This window comes from Klebsiella sp. C239, from assembly GCF_048822715.1.
GTDB lineage: Bacteria > Pseudomonadota > Gammaproteobacteria > Enterobacterales > Enterobacteriaceae > Klebsiella > Klebsiella quasipneumoniae.
Window position 1 is genome coordinate 45,286 of the sequence record NZ_JBMEZK010000007.1, and the last position, 15,516, is coordinate 60,801.

The following is a 15,516-nucleotide window of genomic DNA, read 5'->3' on the forward strand; positions in this document are numbered from 1 at the left end:
GTCAGAATGGCAGTTCGCGAGGCTGGGTCTGGAGCGTTATCCAGCGCAGCTCGGTAAATTCCGCAATCCCGGCCCGACCGCCGAACCGGCCATAGCCGGAGGCTTTGCAGCCGCCAAACGGCATTTGCGCTTCATCATGAACGGTTGGACCATTGATATGGCAGATGCCGGTTTGCAGACGTTGCGCCAGGTTCCACGCTCTGGCGCTGTCGCGGCTGTAGACCGCAGCGGAAAGGCCATAGTCGCTGTCGTTGGCTACCGCCAGCGCCTCTTCATCGTTATTAACGCGAATAATCGCTTTTACCGGGCCGAAGGACTCTTCGTTCCACAGCCGCATCTCGCGGGTGACGCCGTCCAGCAAGGTAGGCGCCATGTGGGTATCGCTGGCTTTGCCGCCGGTCAGCAGGCGGGCGCCTTTGGCTAAGGCATCGTCGATTAACGCGTTGCAGCGGGTGACGGTGTTCATGTCGACCACCGGGCCGGTCAGGCTGGCGGGGAGAGAAGCGGCGCGCCTGGTCAGCAGAGGGATAAAGCGCTCCGCCACGGCGTTGTCGACAATAATGCGCTCGGTGGACATGCAGATCTGTCCGGCGTTGGCGAAGGCGCCAAAAATGGCGCCCGCCGCCGCCTGCTCAATGTCGGCATCGTCGAGGACCAGCAGCGGCGCTTTGCCACCGAGTTCCAGCACCGCCGGTTTCAGATACTGCCCGCAGGTGCGGGCGATAATCCGCCCCACCGGCGTGGAGCCGGTAAAATTGACGCGCCGCACCGCCGGATGGGCGATCAGCGACTCCACCAGCGCTGGCGCGTCTTGAGGCGCGCAGGTGAGATAGTTCACCACGCCCGGCGGGAAGCCCGCCGCGTCGAGGGCGTCGATAATCAATCCTTGTGTAGCCGGGGAGAGCTCAGCGCCCTTGAGGATCACCGTGTTGCCGCAGGCCAGCGGCGTCGCCAGCGCCCGGGTGGCAAGGATCAGCGGCGCGTTCCACGGCGCCATGCCCAGCACCACGCCGGCACCCTGGCGGACCCCCATCGCCAGATTGCCCGGCACGTTGGATGGAATGATCTGCCCTTCGATCTGGGTGGTCAGCGCCGCCGCTTCGCGCAGGATATCGGCCGCCAGATGGACGTTAAATCCCGCCCAGTGCGCGGTGGCGCCGGTCTCCGCCGCCATGGCGGCGATAAATTTAGCTTCCCGCAGCAGCATATGTTCCGCCGCGTCGAGCAGTAAGCGTCGCCGTTCCGCCGGGGATGTATCGCGCCACTGCGGGAAGGCGCTGGCCGCGGCCTCGACGCAGCGTTTACCGTCGGCGAGGCTGGCGGCAGCGGCAACCGAGGCGACGTCGTCGTGGGCAGGGTGGCGCCGGGTAAAGGTCCGACCGTCTTCGGCATCGTGCCACTGGCCGGCAATGTACAGATTGCAGGTGATTGTCATGGGGGTAACCTCTTGTTCTGCGGTTCCTCCAGTGTACCGGTCGCGGCTGGCGGCGAGCGTGAGCGGGGCGGTTATCGCACATTTTTTTGCCGGAATTGTGCGTAGCTCACAACATCCCAACCGTACCTGGCGCAAAAAGCAGCGCGACGCCGATTAAACCAGCAAATTCAGCGCGATTGGCATAAGGTGATAGCCATTGATTATTTGCCGGGGGCCAGGGGCTGTGCTGTTATTACGGTTCTTATAATCAATAATCAGGGCTTATAACCATGTCTACAGGGAAAACCACGCTGGCGCTGCTGCTGAGCGCGCTGCTGCCGGCCAGCGCCGCATGGGCCGCGGGCAATGACACGCTGGTCTATTGCTCAGAGGCCTCCCCGGAGTCCTTCAACCCGCAGATCGCCAGCTCCGGCCCGTCGTTCGTCGCCAGCTCGCAGGTGCTGTATAACCGTCTGGTCACCTTTGACCCGGTGAAGAACACGCCGATCCCGTCGCTGGCCACCGAGTGGCATGTCTCTGAAGATGGCAAAACCTGGACCTTCACGCTGCGTCAGGGGGTGAAGTTCAACAGCAATAAATTCTTCAAACCGACCCGCGATTTTAACGCCGACGACGTCCTGTTTTCGGTACTGCGCCAGATGGATCCTCAGCATCCTTATCACAAGGTGTCGCAGGGGAACTATGAGTACTTCCACGATGTGGGCCTCGATAAGCTGATTAAGTCGGTGAAAAAGGTCGATGACTATCACGTCCAGTTTGTGCTCAATCAGCCGAACGCGGCGTTTCTTGCCGACTGGGGAATGGACTTCGCCTCTATTCTGTCGGCGGAATATGGCGAGGCGATGCTGAAGAAAGGAACGCCAGAAAACGTCGATAACTGGCCTGTCGGCACCGGACCCTATGCTCTGCAGCAGTATAAAGTGGATTCGCAAATCCGCTATATCGCCAATCCCCACTACTGGGAAGGCGAGGTGCCGACGAAGCACCTGATCTTCTCCATCACGCCGAACGTCGAGACCCGGCTGGCTAAACTGCAGACTAACGAGTGCCAGATTATTCCAGCGCCTTCGCCGGTACAGTTCCCGGTGATCAAGGGCAATAATGATCTGACACTGCACGCCGTCGAGGCGCTGAACGTCGGCTATCTGGCGTTCAACACCGAGAAAAAACCGTTTGATAATGTGCTGGTGCGCCAGGCGTTAAACTACGCCACCGACAAACAGGCCATCGTCAGGGCGGTGTTCCTCGATTCCGGTACGGTGGCGAAGTCGCCGATCCCGTCCACCATGCTCGGGTATAAAAAAGACCTCCCGGACTACGACTACGATCCGCAGAAAGCGAAGGCGCTGCTCAAACAGGCGGGTCTGGAGCAAGGGGCGGAAGTGACCCTGTGGTCGATGCCGGTTCAGCGGCCCTACAACCCGAACTCAAAACGCATTGCTGAAATGATCCAAAACGACTGGGCGAAAGTCGGGGTGAAAGCGAAGATCGTCAGCTATGAGTGGGGCGAATACCTGGCCGGCATGCGTAAAGGCGAACACGACAGCGCGCTGTACGGCTGGATGTCGGACAATGGCGACCCGGACAACTTTGCCGGCACGCTGCTCAGCTGTGATAATATCCAGACCGGCTCTAATGCCGCCCGCTGGTGCGATAAGTCGTATGACGCGCTGGTGAAGAAAGCCCTGCTGGTGAGCGATCCGCAGGCGCGCGCCAAACTCTACGAACAGGCGCAAGAGATCTTTTACCAGCAGGCGCCGTGGATCACCCTGGCGACCGGCAAGACCTTCTATGCCACCCGCAGCAACGTCAGCGGCTACACTGTGAGCATGATGGGGAGCGATTTTTCCAAAGCGAAGCTGAATTAAGTGAAAGGAGAACAGAATGGCACATCTGGATGAGGTCATCGTTAAAGTCGATGACATCCTTGCCGAGGGCGTTATCGCGCATATGAATGAGCTGCTGATCGCCCTGAGCGATGACGCGCAGCTCAGTCGTGAGGAACGCTATACTCAACAGCAGCGCCTGCGCACCGCCATCGCTCACCATGGGCGACAGCATCAGGAAGAGCAGGACGCGCGCCGCGAGCAGTTGACCAAAGGCGGCGCGATCCTCTGAACAGGCGCTCAGAACTGGCGTCTGGCCACCAGCCAGGCGCCCACCACCAGCATCACCGCGCCGCATAATGGCCCGATCAGCGCCCGCAGCGGTACGCCGTGGGCGCGAATTAAATCCATGATCAACCCGCCGACCAGTTGGCTGGCCACCAGTACCGCGATGGTGGTGGCTGCGCCCACGGTCTGATAGCCGCTGATGCTGGCGAAGACGAAAAAGGATCCCAGCATGCCGGGGATCAGCGTCCACCACTTCACGTTCAGGGCCAGCTCATGAAAGCCGGCGACGCCCTGGCGCAGCAGCAACAAGGTCACGAAAATAACGATACCTACCAGCGAATTGAGCAGCATGGCGATGAGGATCGTCGACACCGACTGGGTGATGCGCACCATCAGGGTGTTCTGCACCACCAGGCCTACGCCGGCGGCCACCAGAAAGGCGAGGGTAAGCGACCCATTCATGCCTGGCCGTCCGGGTCCTGGCGCGCATCAAGCTGTAGCTGCATAAAGGTCAGATCCAGCCAGCGACCAAATTTGGTTCCCACCTGCGGCATCTGCCCGGTGGTGATAAAGCCCAGCGTTTCATGCAGGTGCAGCGAGGCGTGGTTCTGCGACTCGATCCCGGCGACCATCACATGTTTATTCAGCCGACGCGCTTCGGCGATCAAGGCGACCAGAAGTTTGCGGCCCAGGCCTTTCCCCTGGTGCTCGGGGTGAACGTACACCGAATGCTCCACGGTGTGGCGAAAGCCGTCAAACGCGCGCCAGTCGCCAAAGGAGGAATAGCCGGTAATGACGCCGTTTTCCTCGCTCACCAGCACCGGAAAGCCTGCCAGCTGGCGGGCTTCAAACCATGCGATGCGGTTGTCGGTATCCACGGTTTTGTCATTCCAGATAGCGGCGGTATGCACGACGGCGTGGTTATAAATCTCGGCGATCGCCGCGCAATCGTCTTTAATGGCAGGGCGGATGGACATAGCAAACCTCAGTTTTCGTACACTATAGTAGTACGATATTATTACAATAATGAACGCCACGCTGTCATCCGTTTTCAGCAAATTTTTTCCTGATGGGCCAGGGGTTATGCGGCCCGACGGGCGGTTGTGTAATGCCTGCGCCCACACTATAGTGTTACGTTATGAATACTATAGAAGACAACCTCAATCAGCGTATCAGCGCGCGCATCCGCATCGAGCGCGAATCCCGTGGCTGGTCGCTGAACGACCTGGCCGAACGGGCGGGCGCCTCGCGGGCGATGATCCATAAAATCGAGCGCGGCGAAAGCAGCCCGACGGCGTCGATGCTGGGCCGCCTTTCCGGCGCCTTCGGCATCAGTATGTCGACCCTGATCGCCAGGGCGGAAATGCAGGAAGGCAAGCTGCTGCGTTTTGCCAGCCAGCCGGTATGGCACGACCCGCAAAGCCACTATCTCCGCCGCCACGTTTCGCCGCGCAGCGATCTGCCCATTGACCTGGTGCAGATCGAGCTGCCGCCCGGCAGCGATGTGCCGATGCCGGCTTCGTCCTATGCGCTGGCACGCCAGCTGATCTGGCTGCAGCGGGGCGAGCTGGTGTTCCTGGAAGGGAATACCCGCCACGAGATGCAGACCGGGGACTGTCTGGAGCTCGGCCCACCGAACGACTGCCGCTTTATCAATGAATCCGCAGAGACCTGCGTCTATCTGGTGGTGCGCCTTAATCAATCGCCATCCGGCTCTTAATGATAAAGCGCATTGCGCATAAAGCAGCTAGCCTCAGTACTGTCTGCTAACAAGAGGAGTTTGCTATGTCAGAACAACCGCAACGCCATCGCCGCTGGGTACTGGCTTCCCGTCCCCATGGTGAACCGACGGCAGAGCATTTCCGCCTGGAAGAGCGCGAGGTGCCCACCCCGGGGCCGGGTCAGGTTCTGCTGCGTACCGTTTATTTATCGCTGGATCCCTATATGCGCGGGCGGATGAGCGACGCGCCGTCCTATTCACCGCCGGTGGCCATCGGCGCGGTGATGGTGGGCGGGACCGTGAGTCGCGTCGTGACCTCGCAGCATGATGATTTTCAACCCGGCGACTGGGTGCTGGGCTACAGCGGCTGGCAGGATTATGAGCTTTCCGACGGCAGCGGGCTGGTGAAGCTGGGGGACAACCCGCAGCACCCGTCCTGGTCGCTGGGGGTGCTGGGGATGCCGGGCTTCACCGCCTACATGGGATTACTGGACATTGGCCAGCCGAAGCCGGGTGACACGCTGGTGGTCGCTGCGGCCACCGGGCCGGTGGGCGCTACGGTCGGACAGATCGGCAAAATTAAGGGCTGCCGTACCGTCGGCGTCGCCGGCGGCGCGGAGAAATGTCGCTATGCGGTTGACACCTTAGGCTTTGATGTCTGCCTTGACCATCGCGCGGCGGACTTTGCCGAACAGCTGGCCCAGGCCTGCCCGCAGGGCATTGACGTCTACTACGAAAACGTCGGCGGCAAGGTTTTTGACGCGGTGCTGCCGCTGCTCAACACCGCGGCGCGGGTTCCGGTCTGCGGGCTGGTGAGCGGCTATAACGCCACCGGTCTGCCGGACGGGCCGGACCGTCTGCCGCTGCTGATGGCGACCATCCTCAAGAAACGCATTCGGATGCAGGGCTTTATTATCGGCCAGGATTATGGGCATCGGATCGCGGAATTCCAGCAGCAGATGGGGCGCTGGGTGCAGGAGGGTAAAATTAAATATCGCGAACAGCTGATCGACGGTCTGGAGCAGGCGCCGCAGGCGCTGATCGGCCTGTTGAAAGGTGAAAACTTTGGTAAGGTGGTGATCCGCGTGTCGGCGGACGACTAATACGCCGGGTATAGCCTGAACGCGCCTCTCTCCCGGCCGGGAAGAGAGGCGCTGCATGAATATCAGGCGTAAAAGGCTAACCGCTGGGCGAGCAGATCGACAAAGGCTTCGCGGTCCACATCCAGCATCAGGGTGGTATTGGGCGGATTGCCGGTCAGATGGTAGTAATCGACCACCGTCATCCCCTGGGTATATTTGCCTTCCGTTTCCACGCCGACCCAGCGCTCGATAGTGGTAAAGAGCTCCGGCTTGAGGAGCCAGGCGATGGTGCAGGGGTCGTGCAGCGGCGCGCCGTCGAAGCCCCACTTTTCGTCCTTATGGTAGGCCATAAAGAAGTCGAGCAGTTCGGCGACGATGGTTGATACCGGATTGCCAATCTGGCGGAATCGCTCAATATCTGCAGGAAGGATCTGCGCCCGGTGGGTGACATCCAGGCCTGCCATCACCACCGGGATCCCCGACTGAAAGACCATCTCCGCAGCCTGGGGATCGACGTAGATATTAAACTCCGCCGCCGGCTGCCAGTTGCCCAGCCCCATGGCGCCCCCCATGATCACGATGCGGGCGATCTTCGCGTGCAGCTCAGGATGGCTGGCGAGCAGCAACGCCACGTTCGTCTGCGGCCCGGTGGCCACCAGCGTCACCGGCTCCTGACTTTCGCGCAGCACCCTGGCCATCAGCTCGACGGCGGTGCAGTTTTGCGGCGAAAAGGCCGGCTCCGGCAGGTTCGGGCCATCCAGTCCGCTTTCCCCGTGCACATTATCGGCAATGATCAGATCGCGCATTAACGGCTTCCACGCGCCGCCGGCGACCGGAATATCCGCGCGGTTCAGCAGGGTCAGCATACGCAGCACGTTGCGCAGGGTCTTCTCCGGGGTCTGGTTGCCTGCGGAGGCGGTGACGGCTTTCACCTCCAGCTCCGGCGAGGCGAGGGCGAGGACCAGGGCGATCGCGTCATCATGTCCCGGATCGCAATCAATCATTATCGGCAGTGCCATAGCAGCTCCTTGTTGGCGTTGTTCTGTGACCAGACTAACGCTGCGGCGCGAGGCAGACGAGAAAGTGTGCAGAATAGTGTGATGGCTAGCACGGTTGCAGGGGCAATCGCGCGGTGAGTCGCGGTGGTCCTGCGTCATCATGCCTCGCCTTGCGGTGGCGCAAGCTAGCGCCCGGCGGGGCGCGATAGAATAAAAATCGCTAATCCTTACGGATATTAATGGTTTGCTTTTCGGCGAGCGGATTCTTATCCTTAAGAAAACTCAAGAGGTTATGACGATGAAAGATGTAGTAGATAAATGCAGCACCAAAGGCTGCGCCATTGATGTCGGGACAATTATTGATAACGAGGACTGCGTCTACCGGGCTGAGAAGTTATTCCCGAGCCGCGAGGAAGCGGAGTCAACCGTAGCCGCCGTTCGCGAGCGTGCCGCCGCAGCGGCGCCGGCCAGTGAACCACCGAAGGTTGACTACACGCTCGCCGCCGCCGGCGACGAGGTGAAACTCGATCTGTCCATCGCCTTCTCCTGCCAGGCGGAAAAGATCATTTTCGAATTGTCCCTGAGAAACCTGCTTTAATCAGCGTCCCGGGCGCCAGCGCCTGAGGGTAACGCCTTCGCCCGCCGGTCCGCGGGCGAAGCCGGGCGTTACTCGAAGCGCCAGGCGAGGTTCAGTCCGATACCGTAGTTGCGTCCCGGCGCGGGCTCGTAGTAGCGTCCGTTGGACTCGTTAACGATGACGGACCCGACGTATTCGCGGTCGAACAGGTTGTCGACTCGGCCGAACAGATCCATATCCATCCTGCCATAGCTCCACTTATAGCCGGTCGTCAGGCCGACCACCGTCCAGGAAGGGGCTTTGGCGGTGTTTTCGTCGTTCGCCATGATGTCGCTCATGTAGCGAATATCGCTCCCGGCGTACCAGCCCTGCTCCGGCTGATAGCCGAAGGAGGCGTAACCCATATTGCGCGCGATCCCCGGAATACGGTTGCCGTTGCAGCTGGCGTCGCCGCAGACGTTGGTGCGATAGGTCGCGTCAAGCCAGGTCCAGGCCGCCTTCAGGCGCCAGCTCTCGCCAAACTGCTGATCCAGTCCCAGCTCTATCCCCTGACGACGGGTCTTGCCGGCGTTTTTATAGCTGGTGCGTCCGCCGCTGCTGCTGTCGACAACGATCTCATTATCGGTATCGGTCTGGAACAGGGCGGCGGTGAGCAACCCATTGCCGATCCGCGTCTTGCTGCCGATCTCCACCGTGTCGTTGGTGGAGGGCTTAAGGCCGAAATTGAGACCGCTCTGGTTATCGGCGCGGTATGACAGCTCGTTAATGGTCGGCGTCTCGAAGCCGCGGCCAGCGGAGAGGTAGACGTTCCAGGCGTCGGTCAGGGCATACTTCAGCGAGCCTGCGGGCAGCCATTTGTGATAGCTGGCATCGCCGCTGTCGTCGCCATTGCCTGGGGTGATGTAGTAATCATTCGAGTCGAACCATACCGAGCTGTAGCGCACCCCGGCATCGAGCGAAAGTTTGTCGGTGAGCTGCCACTGGGTTTGCAGGTAAGGGTCGACGTTCCACATCAGGTTACGTTCGTTACGGCGTAGCGCGCCCTGTTCGCCATACTGCGGCGCGCCGTTGACCATCACAAAGTTTTCATAGCCCTTGCGGCGCTCGCTCATGTTCTCGTAGTCAAGACCGGCGGTCAGGGTGACCGGCACCAGCAGCTCGCCGCGATGGGTCAGCCGGGTATCGATCCCCTGGTAGTGGCGGGTGAGGTCGATCACCCCACCGGCATGGCTCGGCTTCAGCTGCGGCGCGCGCGGGATCGACTGGTACTGGGTGGTTTCGCGTTCCCCGGCGTACATCATGACGCTGAGATCGTCCTGGTCGCTCAGCTGGCGCTCGTAGCGCAGGCCAGCCTGGGTCTGCCGGGTATCCTTGCGGGTATTATACTGGTCGCCGCGCGGCGACTGGCGCGGGTTATCGCGCCATTCATCGGCGGTTAAGCCGCCGGCGTCATTGGCTTTGATATCAACGCTGTTCAGCAGCAGCGTCAGCTTACTGACGTCGTTGATGCGCACCCCCAGCCGGGCGTTGGCCAGATTTTTGCGCGCGCCGCTGTGATCGCGATAGCCATGGGTGGTGAAGCGGTTAGTCGACACCGTGTAATCCACATCGCCTGCGTGGCTGCCGTCGCCAACGGCGCCGGTGGCTTTCATCCCATAGTGCCAGGTGCCGAAGCTGCCATAGTAGCTGCTGGCCTCCACGGTGGGCGGCTGGGTGCCGGTCTGGCTGGTGACGTTGATCACCCCGCCGGACGAGTTACCGTAGAGGGCAGAGAAGGGGCCGCGCAGCACCTCAATGGTGTCGACGCTGCCGATATCGATATTGGAGGTCTGCCCCTGACCGTCGGGCATGGTCGCCGGGATGCCGTCCACATAGATGCGCAGGCCGCGCACGCCGTAGGTGGAGCGGGAGCCAAAGCCGCGAATCGACAGCTGCAGATCCTGAGCATAGTTTTGCCGGTTCTGCACCTGCAGGCCCGGCACGGCGCCCAGCGATTCAGAGAGGTTGACGCGCGGCGCGGCCTGGCGCATCTCATCCCCGTTGACCACGCTGACGGCGGCGGGGGTATCCAGTTCAGAAACAGTGGTAGGCGCAGCGGTCACCACCATGGTTTGTTCATCGGCGGCCTGGGCGGCGGCGATGAGCGGCAGCAGCAGGGCCGGCAGGGCCGCGTGTCGCACGGATAGGATTTTCATCGATAGTACTCGGGAGACGAACCAAATGGAACATATGTATATATGTTACCCCGTTTGTAAAATATTTGAAAATTATTAACTGCCGTTGGTTAACGGATAGTGCTCCAGGCTGACGAATTTATCGGGCAACAACAATTAGCGCTCCACTTTGAGATAATTAATGATTACTATTCGCATTCAAAATAAGGCAGAGCCATGACTTTGCCGCCGGAAGCGATGTCGGGTCAGCACATACAGGTTCATCAAAGGGAGTCGTCATGTCATTACGTCAGTTTGCCGCGCCGCGTCTGCGCCATTCACTGTTATTCACTTCTCTGCTGCTGGCAGGCAGCTTTAGCGCCCACGCCGCGGAAGAGATGCTGCGCAAGGCCGTCGGGAAAGGGGCCTACGAAATGGCCTACAGCCAGCAGGAGAACGCGCTGTGGGTCGCCACTTCGCAAAGTCGTTCGCTGGACAAAGGGGGGATTGTTTATCGTCTTGACCCCACCACCCTCGACGTGACGCAGATTATTCACAACGATCTGAAGCCGTTTGGCGCCGCTATCAACCATGCCACCGGTACGCTGTGGTTTGGTAATACCGTCGACAGCACCGTCACCGCCATTGACGCCAAAACCGGCGCTGTGAAGGGGCGACTGGTGCTGGACGAGCGTCAGCGCAGTGAAACCGTGCGCCCGCTGCAGCCGCGCGAGCTGGCGGTCAATGAGCAGACCAACACTATCTACATTACCGGTCTGGGCAAAGAGAGCGTGATTTGGGTGGTGGATGGCGCTACCCTGAAGCTGAAAACGACGATTACCGGCACCGGGGCGATGGCCACCGGCCTGGCGATCGATCCGCAGGCGAAACGCCTTTATACCACCAATGCCGACGGCGAACTGCTGACCATCGACAGCGAGAGCAACACCATTGTGTCGCGCAAAAAATTGCTGGATGACGGCAAGGCGCATTTCTACCTTAACCTGAGCCTCGATACCGCCGGTCACCGCGCCTTTATTACCGACAGCAAGCAGCCGGAAGTGCTGGTGGTCGATACCCGCGACGGCAAAGTGCTGGAGAAAATCAACGCGCCGGAATCGCTGGCGGTGCTGTTTAACCCCACCCGCAACGAAGCCTATGTGACGCACCGTAAGGCGGGGGAAGTGAGCGTTATCGACGGCAAGAGCTATAAGGTGGTGAAGACCTTTAAAACGCCCACCCATCCCAACAGCCTGGCGCTCTCTGATGACGGCAAAACGCTGTACGTCAGCGTGAAACAAGCATCCAGCCGTGAGAAAGAGGCCACGGCGCCGGACGACGTGATCCGCATCGCCCTGTAAGGTTCCGGGCGCGACGACCATCGTCACCGGTGGTTGCGCCCGGCATCTCACCCTCTGTTACAAACGCGTATTGGCCTGATAAACCTGAAGGTTATACACTTAACGCTTTCCCGCCTCGCGCGGGCAGTGGTAATCAGTGGAGATAAAATGAAAAAACCATTCATGGTGATTTGCGCCGGCGCGATGCTGGCGCTGCTGGCCGGCTGTTCGTCCAACTACGTTATGACCACCAAAAGCGGTCAGACGATCGTCACCCACGGCAAGCCGCAGCTGGATAAAGAAACGGGGATGACCAGCTATATCGATGAGTCTGGTAATAAGCGGGAAATTAACAGCAGCGACGTGTCGCAGCTGGTTGAGGATAACTAAGTCCTGACCTCCCGGTTTGCCCGCGATGGACAAACCGGGAGTCCTGCCATTTACTGCTTGAGCGTCGGCGCTGTGCTGTGAATCGCATGCACGCGCTTACGCACACCAAACCAGCCCGCCACCAGCAGCACCGCCAGCAACGGGATGGAGCCAATGGTATAGGTGCCGTTCGGATAATCGAAGGCCATCAGCACCAGCACGCTAAACAGGAACAGCAGCGTCAGCCAGGAGGTGAACGGCGCTCCAGGCATTCTGAAGCTCACCTGAGCCGCTTTCCCTTCCTTAATCGCTTTGCGCAGACGCATCTGACACACCACGATGAAGCCCCAGGATGCAATGATCCCCAGCGATGCGATGTTGAGGACGATCTCAAACACCTGCGACGGCACCAGATAGTTGAGGAACACCCCGACCACGTACACCGCCAGCGTCGCCAGGATCCCGGCGTAAGGGACGTGGTGACGGCTCATCTTCGACATGAACTTCGGCGCGGAGCCCCCCATCGACATGGAGCGCAGAATACGCCCGGTGCTGTAGAGGCCGGAGTTGAGGCTGGAGAGGGCGGCGGTTAACACCACGATGTTCATCACGCTGCCGATATACGGTACGCCCAGTTTTGAGAAGAAGGTAACGAACGGGCTCTGTCCCGCCTGGTAGGCGTTCCACGGCAGCAGCAGCACCAGCAGCACCACCGACCCGACGTAGAACAGGCCGATACGCCAGATCACGCTGTTGATGGCCTTCGGCACCATCGTCTCCGGATCCTTACACTCACCGGCCGCGGTGCCCACCAGTTCAATGGAGGCGAAGGCGAAGACCACGCCCTGCACCAGCACCAGCGCCGGCAGAAGGCCGTGCGGGAAGAAGCCGCCGTTATCGGTGATCAGGTGGAAGCCGGTGGCATTACCGTCCAGCGGCTTACCGGAGCCGAGGAAAATGGTGCCAACCACGAGAAACGCGACGATCGCCAGCACTTTGACCAGCGCGAACCAGAACTCCATCTCGGCGAACCACTTCACGCCGATCATGTTCATGGTGCCGACGATGGCCAGCGCGCCGAGGGCGAAGACCCACTGCGGCACATCGCCAAACGCGCCCCAGTAGTGCATATACAGCGCCACGGCGGTGATATCGACGATCCCGGTCATTGCCCAGTTAACGAAGTACATCCAGCCGGCCACGTAGGCGGCCTTTTCGCCGAGGAATTCCCTGGCATAGGAGACGAAGCTGCCGCTCGAGGGGCGGTGGAGAACCAGTTCGCCGAGGGCGCGAAGAATAAAGAAAGAGAAGATGCCGCAGACCAGATAGACCAGTGCGAGCGCTGGCCCTGCCATTTGTAAACGTGCCCCGGCGCCGAGGAACAAACCAGTACCGATGGCGCCGCCGATGGCGATCATCTGTACCTGACGGTTGCCCATCGCTTTGTGATAACCCGCTTCATGTGAGTTGAGCCAGTGGCGTTTTGCAGCATGGTGCTCCGCTGCAGTGTCGTGTTTCGTATTCATTGATGTATCAGTTTCCTGTCAATGCCCATGTTTGCAGCCGGCGTGGAGGACGGCTGGCACATTATGCTGGCTTTCTCATCATTCTGACGTAGGAGATAAGCTCAGACATGGCGCTGAATCCTACACGTAACCTAATAGTTACGCACCTAAAACATTTACCGATAGCATTTGACAGATTTATCAATGAGATCAGCGTCGCAGAGTTTCCCGCAACAGAATGAAAGCGCTGGTATGCTGGCGTCGACTGGGGTAAGCGCGAGGTTGTCAGGGGACGGCGGGGGGGCAGTTCGCTGCTTTTGCATCCGTTATCCACGGGCGATGGCCACCTGCTCGCCGGGTCGCAGCCCGGCGTTTAACCGGTCATCCACGACCATTTTTTAGCCATTATCATCAGTGATTTTGATGTTAATATCCGGTTATTCCAGCATAAATGGCTTCCGCGTCGGTCACGGCGCCGCGCAGGCGGAGGAAGCGTGATGCCTGCAGGGGAGCAGAATGAACAGAGCGGTTAACCCTTATTGTTTAATTCATTCTGCCGGGGCAGGTATTGTAAGATGGAAAAACATACCCGTAGCGCCAGGCGACCCCACACAATGACCCCCTTGCACTTTCATAAATATCACGGACTGGGTAATGATTACCTGGTATGCCATCGCGCCGTTGCCGACCAGCTGAGCAACGAGCATATTCGAATTCTGTGCCATCGCCACTATGGCGTCGGTTCTGATGGTCTCCTGATCGACAGCGGCGATCGAACCCACCCCACGCTGCGTATTATCAATCCGGACGGCTCCGAGGCGGAGAAAAGCGGGAATGGGCTACGGATCTATGCGCGCTATCTGTTTGATATCGGTCGTGTCGGGCATGAGCCCTTTTTAGTGCACACGGCGGGCGGAGACGTCTATTGCACCGTGGAGCGTGATTTTCATCAGATTAGCGTCGACATGGGGCGGGCGAATTTCAATCCGGCGGCGTTACCCGCCCTGGTGAATTTGCCCGAGGCGGTGAATTATCCCTTGCCGCTGGCGGATGAAACCCTGTCCGTCGTGCTGGTCTCTATGGGCAATCCCCACTGCGTTGTTCTCGTGGATAAGCTCGACCTGGAACAGGTTCATCGCTTAGGGCCGCAAATTGAACATCATCCCTTGTTCCCCAAACGCTGCAATGTGCAGTTCGTGGAAGTTGTCGATCGCCATACGCTGCAGATTGGTATCTGGGAGCGGGGCGCCGGGTTTACGATGGCCTCCGGGAGCAGCAGCTGCGCGGCGGCCAGCGCCATGCGCCGGTTAGGGAAGGTGGACGATCGGGTGGAGGTCAACATGCCAGGCGGCCAGCTGCGCATCACCTTCGGCGCGGATTTTCAGGTCTGTATGCGAGGCCCGGTGCATAAGATCGCCAGCCTGACGCTGGATAAAGACTGCTTTGTCGGCGGCGGCGCTATCTCCACTGGTGCGGCATGACAGGTGGGGCGATCAGCCGGAAATTTTTTGCCTTTCGCTTGCTGTCGTAAGCGGCTGTACATACTGCCTTTTCCCATCCGGGCAAAGGCGGCAAACAACGGAAATGGCTATCAGGGAGAAACAGAGATGAACATCAATGTGGTCGGCACCAGCGGCTCAGGCAAATCCACCCTGGCTCGTCGCCTGGCGCACAGGCTGGGGCTGCCGTGCATCGAACTGGATCGCCTGTACTGGCGGCCGAACTGGCAGGGCGCGCCGGATGAGGCGTTTTTCGCCGCCATTGCCGCCGCGACGGCCACCCCGGGCTGGGTATTGGATGGCAACTACAATCGCAGCCGCGGGGTCAAATGGCGCGAGGTGGATCTGGTGATCTGGCTGGATTATGGCCTCTGGCGCACGCTGCGCCAGGCGGTGTGGCGGGCCGCGAGCCGGGCGTGGCGCCGTCAGGAGCTGTGGCCGGGCACCGGCAACCGCGAGAGTTTCCGCCGTTCGTTCTGCAGCCGGGAATCCATCATCCTCTGGACGCTGAAAACCTGGCGGCAGAATCGCCGACGCTATCTGGCCGATATGCAGGATCCGCAATATCGTCATATTCGCTTCGTCCGGCTGCGCAGTCCGCGGCAGGCCGAGGCGCTGCTCCGCGAGCTGGAAGCGCAGCGGTCAGGCGGGCATATCTAATTTTCAGCAGTACACATGTGAATTAATTGTTTCTCAATAGTTAGCAGAGATTTTAATAATGCAG

15 protein-coding genes are annotated in these 15,516 nt (G+C 60.0%); 9 read left to right on the plus strand and 6 right to left on the minus strand.

Going from position 1 to position 15,516, the window contains the following annotated elements:
• Position 1: 1 nt before the first annotated feature.
• The gene (locus tag ACOI6Z_RS18715) at positions 2 to 1,435 is read right to left on the minus strand and encodes an aldehyde dehydrogenase (protein WP_065812574.1); all 1,434 of its coding nucleotides are present in this window, start codon (positions 1,433 to 1,435) and stop codon (positions 2 to 4) included.
• 269 nt (positions 1,436 to 1,704) lie between these two features.
• On the opposite strand from ACOI6Z_RS18715, the gene ACOI6Z_RS18720 reads away from it, so the two are divergent.
• Positions 1,705 to 3,303: an ABC transporter substrate-binding protein gene (locus ACOI6Z_RS18720; RefSeq protein ID WP_023289890.1), complete on the plus strand. Its 1,599-nt coding sequence runs from the start codon at positions 1,705 to 1,707 to the stop codon at positions 3,301 to 3,303.
• Positions 3,304 to 3,319: 16 nt separating this feature from the next.
• On the plus strand, positions 3,320 to 3,553 hold the full coding sequence (locus ACOI6Z_RS18725; RefSeq protein ID WP_023289889.1) for a YdcY family protein: 234 nt from the start codon (positions 3,320 to 3,322) through the stop codon (positions 3,551 to 3,553).
• A gap of 8 nt (positions 3,554 to 3,561) precedes the next feature.
• Here ACOI6Z_RS18725 and ACOI6Z_RS18730 read toward each other — a convergent pair whose 3' ends face one another.
• Together ACOI6Z_RS18730 and ACOI6Z_RS18735 are read right to left on the minus strand one after the other, a co-directional pair.
• Complete coding sequence (locus tag ACOI6Z_RS18730) at positions 3,562 to 4,011, minus strand: DMT family transporter (protein WP_023289888.1); 450 nt, start codon at positions 4,009 to 4,011, stop codon at positions 3,562 to 3,564.
• Complete coding sequence (locus ACOI6Z_RS18735) at positions 4,008 to 4,526, minus strand: GNAT family N-acetyltransferase (RefSeq protein ID WP_023289887.1); 519 nt, start codon at positions 4,524 to 4,526, stop codon at positions 4,008 to 4,010. Before ACOI6Z_RS18735 ends, ACOI6Z_RS18730 begins: the two co-directional genes overlap by 4 nt.
• Before the next feature lie 161 nt (positions 4,527 to 4,687).
• On the opposite strand from ACOI6Z_RS18735, the gene ACOI6Z_RS18740 reads away from it, so the two are divergent.
• Together ACOI6Z_RS18740 and ACOI6Z_RS18745 are read left to right on the plus strand one after the other, a co-directional pair.
• Complete coding sequence (locus tag ACOI6Z_RS18740; protein WP_023289886.1) at positions 4,688 to 5,269, plus strand: helix-turn-helix domain-containing protein; 582 nt, start codon at positions 4,688 to 4,690, stop codon at positions 5,267 to 5,269.
• A gap of 65 nt (positions 5,270 to 5,334) precedes the next feature.
• On the plus strand, positions 5,335 to 6,372 hold the full coding sequence (locus ACOI6Z_RS18745) for an NADP-dependent oxidoreductase (protein WP_044523497.1): 1,038 nt from the start codon (positions 5,335 to 5,337) through the stop codon (positions 6,370 to 6,372).
• A 62-nt stretch (positions 6,373 to 6,434) separates the two neighbouring features.
• Here ACOI6Z_RS18745 and rihA read toward each other — a convergent pair whose 3' ends face one another.
• On the minus strand, positions 6,435 to 7,370 hold the full coding sequence (rihA, locus tag ACOI6Z_RS18750; RefSeq protein ID WP_060589490.1) for a pyrimidine-specific ribonucleoside hydrolase RihA: 936 nt from the start codon (positions 7,368 to 7,370) through the stop codon (positions 6,435 to 6,437).
• A 277-nt stretch (positions 7,371 to 7,647) separates the two neighbouring features.
• Here rihA and ACOI6Z_RS18755 point away from each other — a divergent pair, with 277 nt between their 5' ends.
• The gene (locus ACOI6Z_RS18755) at positions 7,648 to 7,947 is read left to right on the plus strand and encodes a DUF406 domain-containing protein (protein ID WP_064154763.1); all 300 of its coding nucleotides are present in this window, start codon (positions 7,648 to 7,650) and stop codon (positions 7,945 to 7,947) included.
• A gap of 68 nt (positions 7,948 to 8,015) precedes the next feature.
• On the opposite strand, the gene pqqU is transcribed toward ACOI6Z_RS18755, so the two are convergent.
• A complete protein-coding gene (pqqU, locus tag ACOI6Z_RS18760) occupies positions 8,016 to 10,121 on the minus strand; it encodes a TonB-dependent receptor PqqU (RefSeq protein ID WP_065812575.1) in 2,106 nt (701 codons plus the stop codon).
• A 257-nt stretch (positions 10,122 to 10,378) separates the two neighbouring features.
• On the opposite strand from pqqU, the gene ACOI6Z_RS18765 reads away from it, so the two are divergent.
• Positions 10,379 to 11,440 carry a YncE family protein gene (locus tag ACOI6Z_RS18765; RefSeq protein WP_065812576.1) on the plus strand — a complete coding sequence of 354 codons (1,062 nt, stop codon included), beginning with the start codon at positions 10,379 to 10,381 and terminating at the stop codon, positions 11,438 to 11,440.
• A gap of 147 nt (positions 11,441 to 11,587) precedes the next feature.
• A complete protein-coding gene (locus ACOI6Z_RS18770; RefSeq protein WP_002906779.1) occupies positions 11,588 to 11,809 on the plus strand; it encodes a YgdI/YgdR family lipoprotein in 222 nt (73 codons plus the stop codon).
• Between the two features lie 50 nt (positions 11,810 to 11,859).
• On the opposite strand, the gene ansP is transcribed toward ACOI6Z_RS18770, so the two are convergent.
• Positions 11,860 to 13,314, minus strand: coding sequence for an L-asparagine permease (ansP, locus tag ACOI6Z_RS18775; protein WP_023289881.1), 1,455 nt, complete (start codon positions 13,312 to 13,314; stop codon positions 11,860 to 11,862).
• Between the two features lie 593 nt (positions 13,315 to 13,907).
• Here ansP and dapF point away from each other — a divergent pair.
• The gene (gene dapF / locus ACOI6Z_RS18780) at positions 13,908 to 14,774 is read left to right on the plus strand and encodes a diaminopimelate epimerase (protein WP_420687504.1); all 867 of its coding nucleotides are present in this window, start codon (positions 13,908 to 13,910) and stop codon (positions 14,772 to 14,774) included.
• Between the two features lie 126 nt (positions 14,775 to 14,900).
• Positions 14,901 to 15,452 carry a (d)CMP kinase gene (locus ACOI6Z_RS18785; RefSeq protein WP_044523492.1) on the plus strand — a complete coding sequence of 184 codons (552 nt, stop codon included), beginning with the start codon at positions 14,901 to 14,903 and terminating at the stop codon, positions 15,450 to 15,452.
• The last annotated feature ends 64 nt before the right edge of the window (positions 15,453 to 15,516 follow it).

Bases quoted from the DNA above. Each gene is read 5' to 3' on its own strand.
- ACOI6Z_RS18770 (WP_002906779.1), top strand. From the start codon at position 11,588: ATGAAAAAACCATTCATGGTGATTTGCGCCGGCGCGATGCTGGCGCTG.
- ACOI6Z_RS18735 (WP_023289887.1), bottom strand. From the start codon at position 4,526: ATGTCCATCCGCCCTGCCATTAAAGACGATTGCGCGGCGATCGCCGAG.
- ACOI6Z_RS18745 (WP_044523497.1), top strand. From the start codon at position 5,335: ATGTCAGAACAACCGCAACGCCATCGCCGCTGGGTACTGGCTTCCCGT.
- ansP (WP_023289881.1), bottom strand. From the start codon at position 13,314: ATGAATACGAAACACGACACTGCAGCGGAGCACCATGCTGCAAAACGC.
- ACOI6Z_RS18765 (WP_065812576.1), top strand. From the start codon at position 10,379: ATGTCATTACGTCAGTTTGCCGCGCCGCGTCTGCGCCATTCACTGTTA.
- rihA (WP_060589490.1), bottom strand. From the start codon at position 7,370: ATGGCACTGCCGATAATGATTGATTGCGATCCGGGACATGATGACGCG.
- ACOI6Z_RS18785 (WP_044523492.1), top strand. From the start codon at position 14,901: ATGAACATCAATGTGGTCGGCACCAGCGGCTCAGGCAAATCCACCCTG.
- dapF (WP_420687504.1), top strand. From the start codon at position 13,908: ATGACCCCCTTGCACTTTCATAAATATCACGGACTGGGTAATGATTAC.
- ACOI6Z_RS18715 (WP_065812574.1), bottom strand. From the start codon at position 1,435: ATGACAATCACCTGCAATCTGTACATTGCCGGCCAGTGGCACGATGCC.
- ACOI6Z_RS18730 (WP_023289888.1), bottom strand. From the start codon at position 4,011: ATGAATGGGTCGCTTACCCTCGCCTTTCTGGTGGCCGCCGGCGTAGGC.
- ACOI6Z_RS18740 (WP_023289886.1), top strand. From the start codon at position 4,688: ATGAATACTATAGAAGACAACCTCAATCAGCGTATCAGCGCGCGCATC.
- ACOI6Z_RS18755 (WP_064154763.1), top strand. From the start codon at position 7,648: ATGAAAGATGTAGTAGATAAATGCAGCACCAAAGGCTGCGCCATTGAT.
- ACOI6Z_RS18720 (WP_023289890.1), top strand. From the start codon at position 1,705: ATGTCTACAGGGAAAACCACGCTGGCGCTGCTGCTGAGCGCGCTGCTG.
- ACOI6Z_RS18725 (WP_023289889.1), top strand. From the start codon at position 3,320: ATGGCACATCTGGATGAGGTCATCGTTAAAGTCGATGACATCCTTGCC.
- pqqU (WP_065812575.1), bottom strand. From the start codon at position 10,121: ATGAAAATCCTATCCGTGCGACACGCGGCCCTGCCGGCCCTGCTGCTG.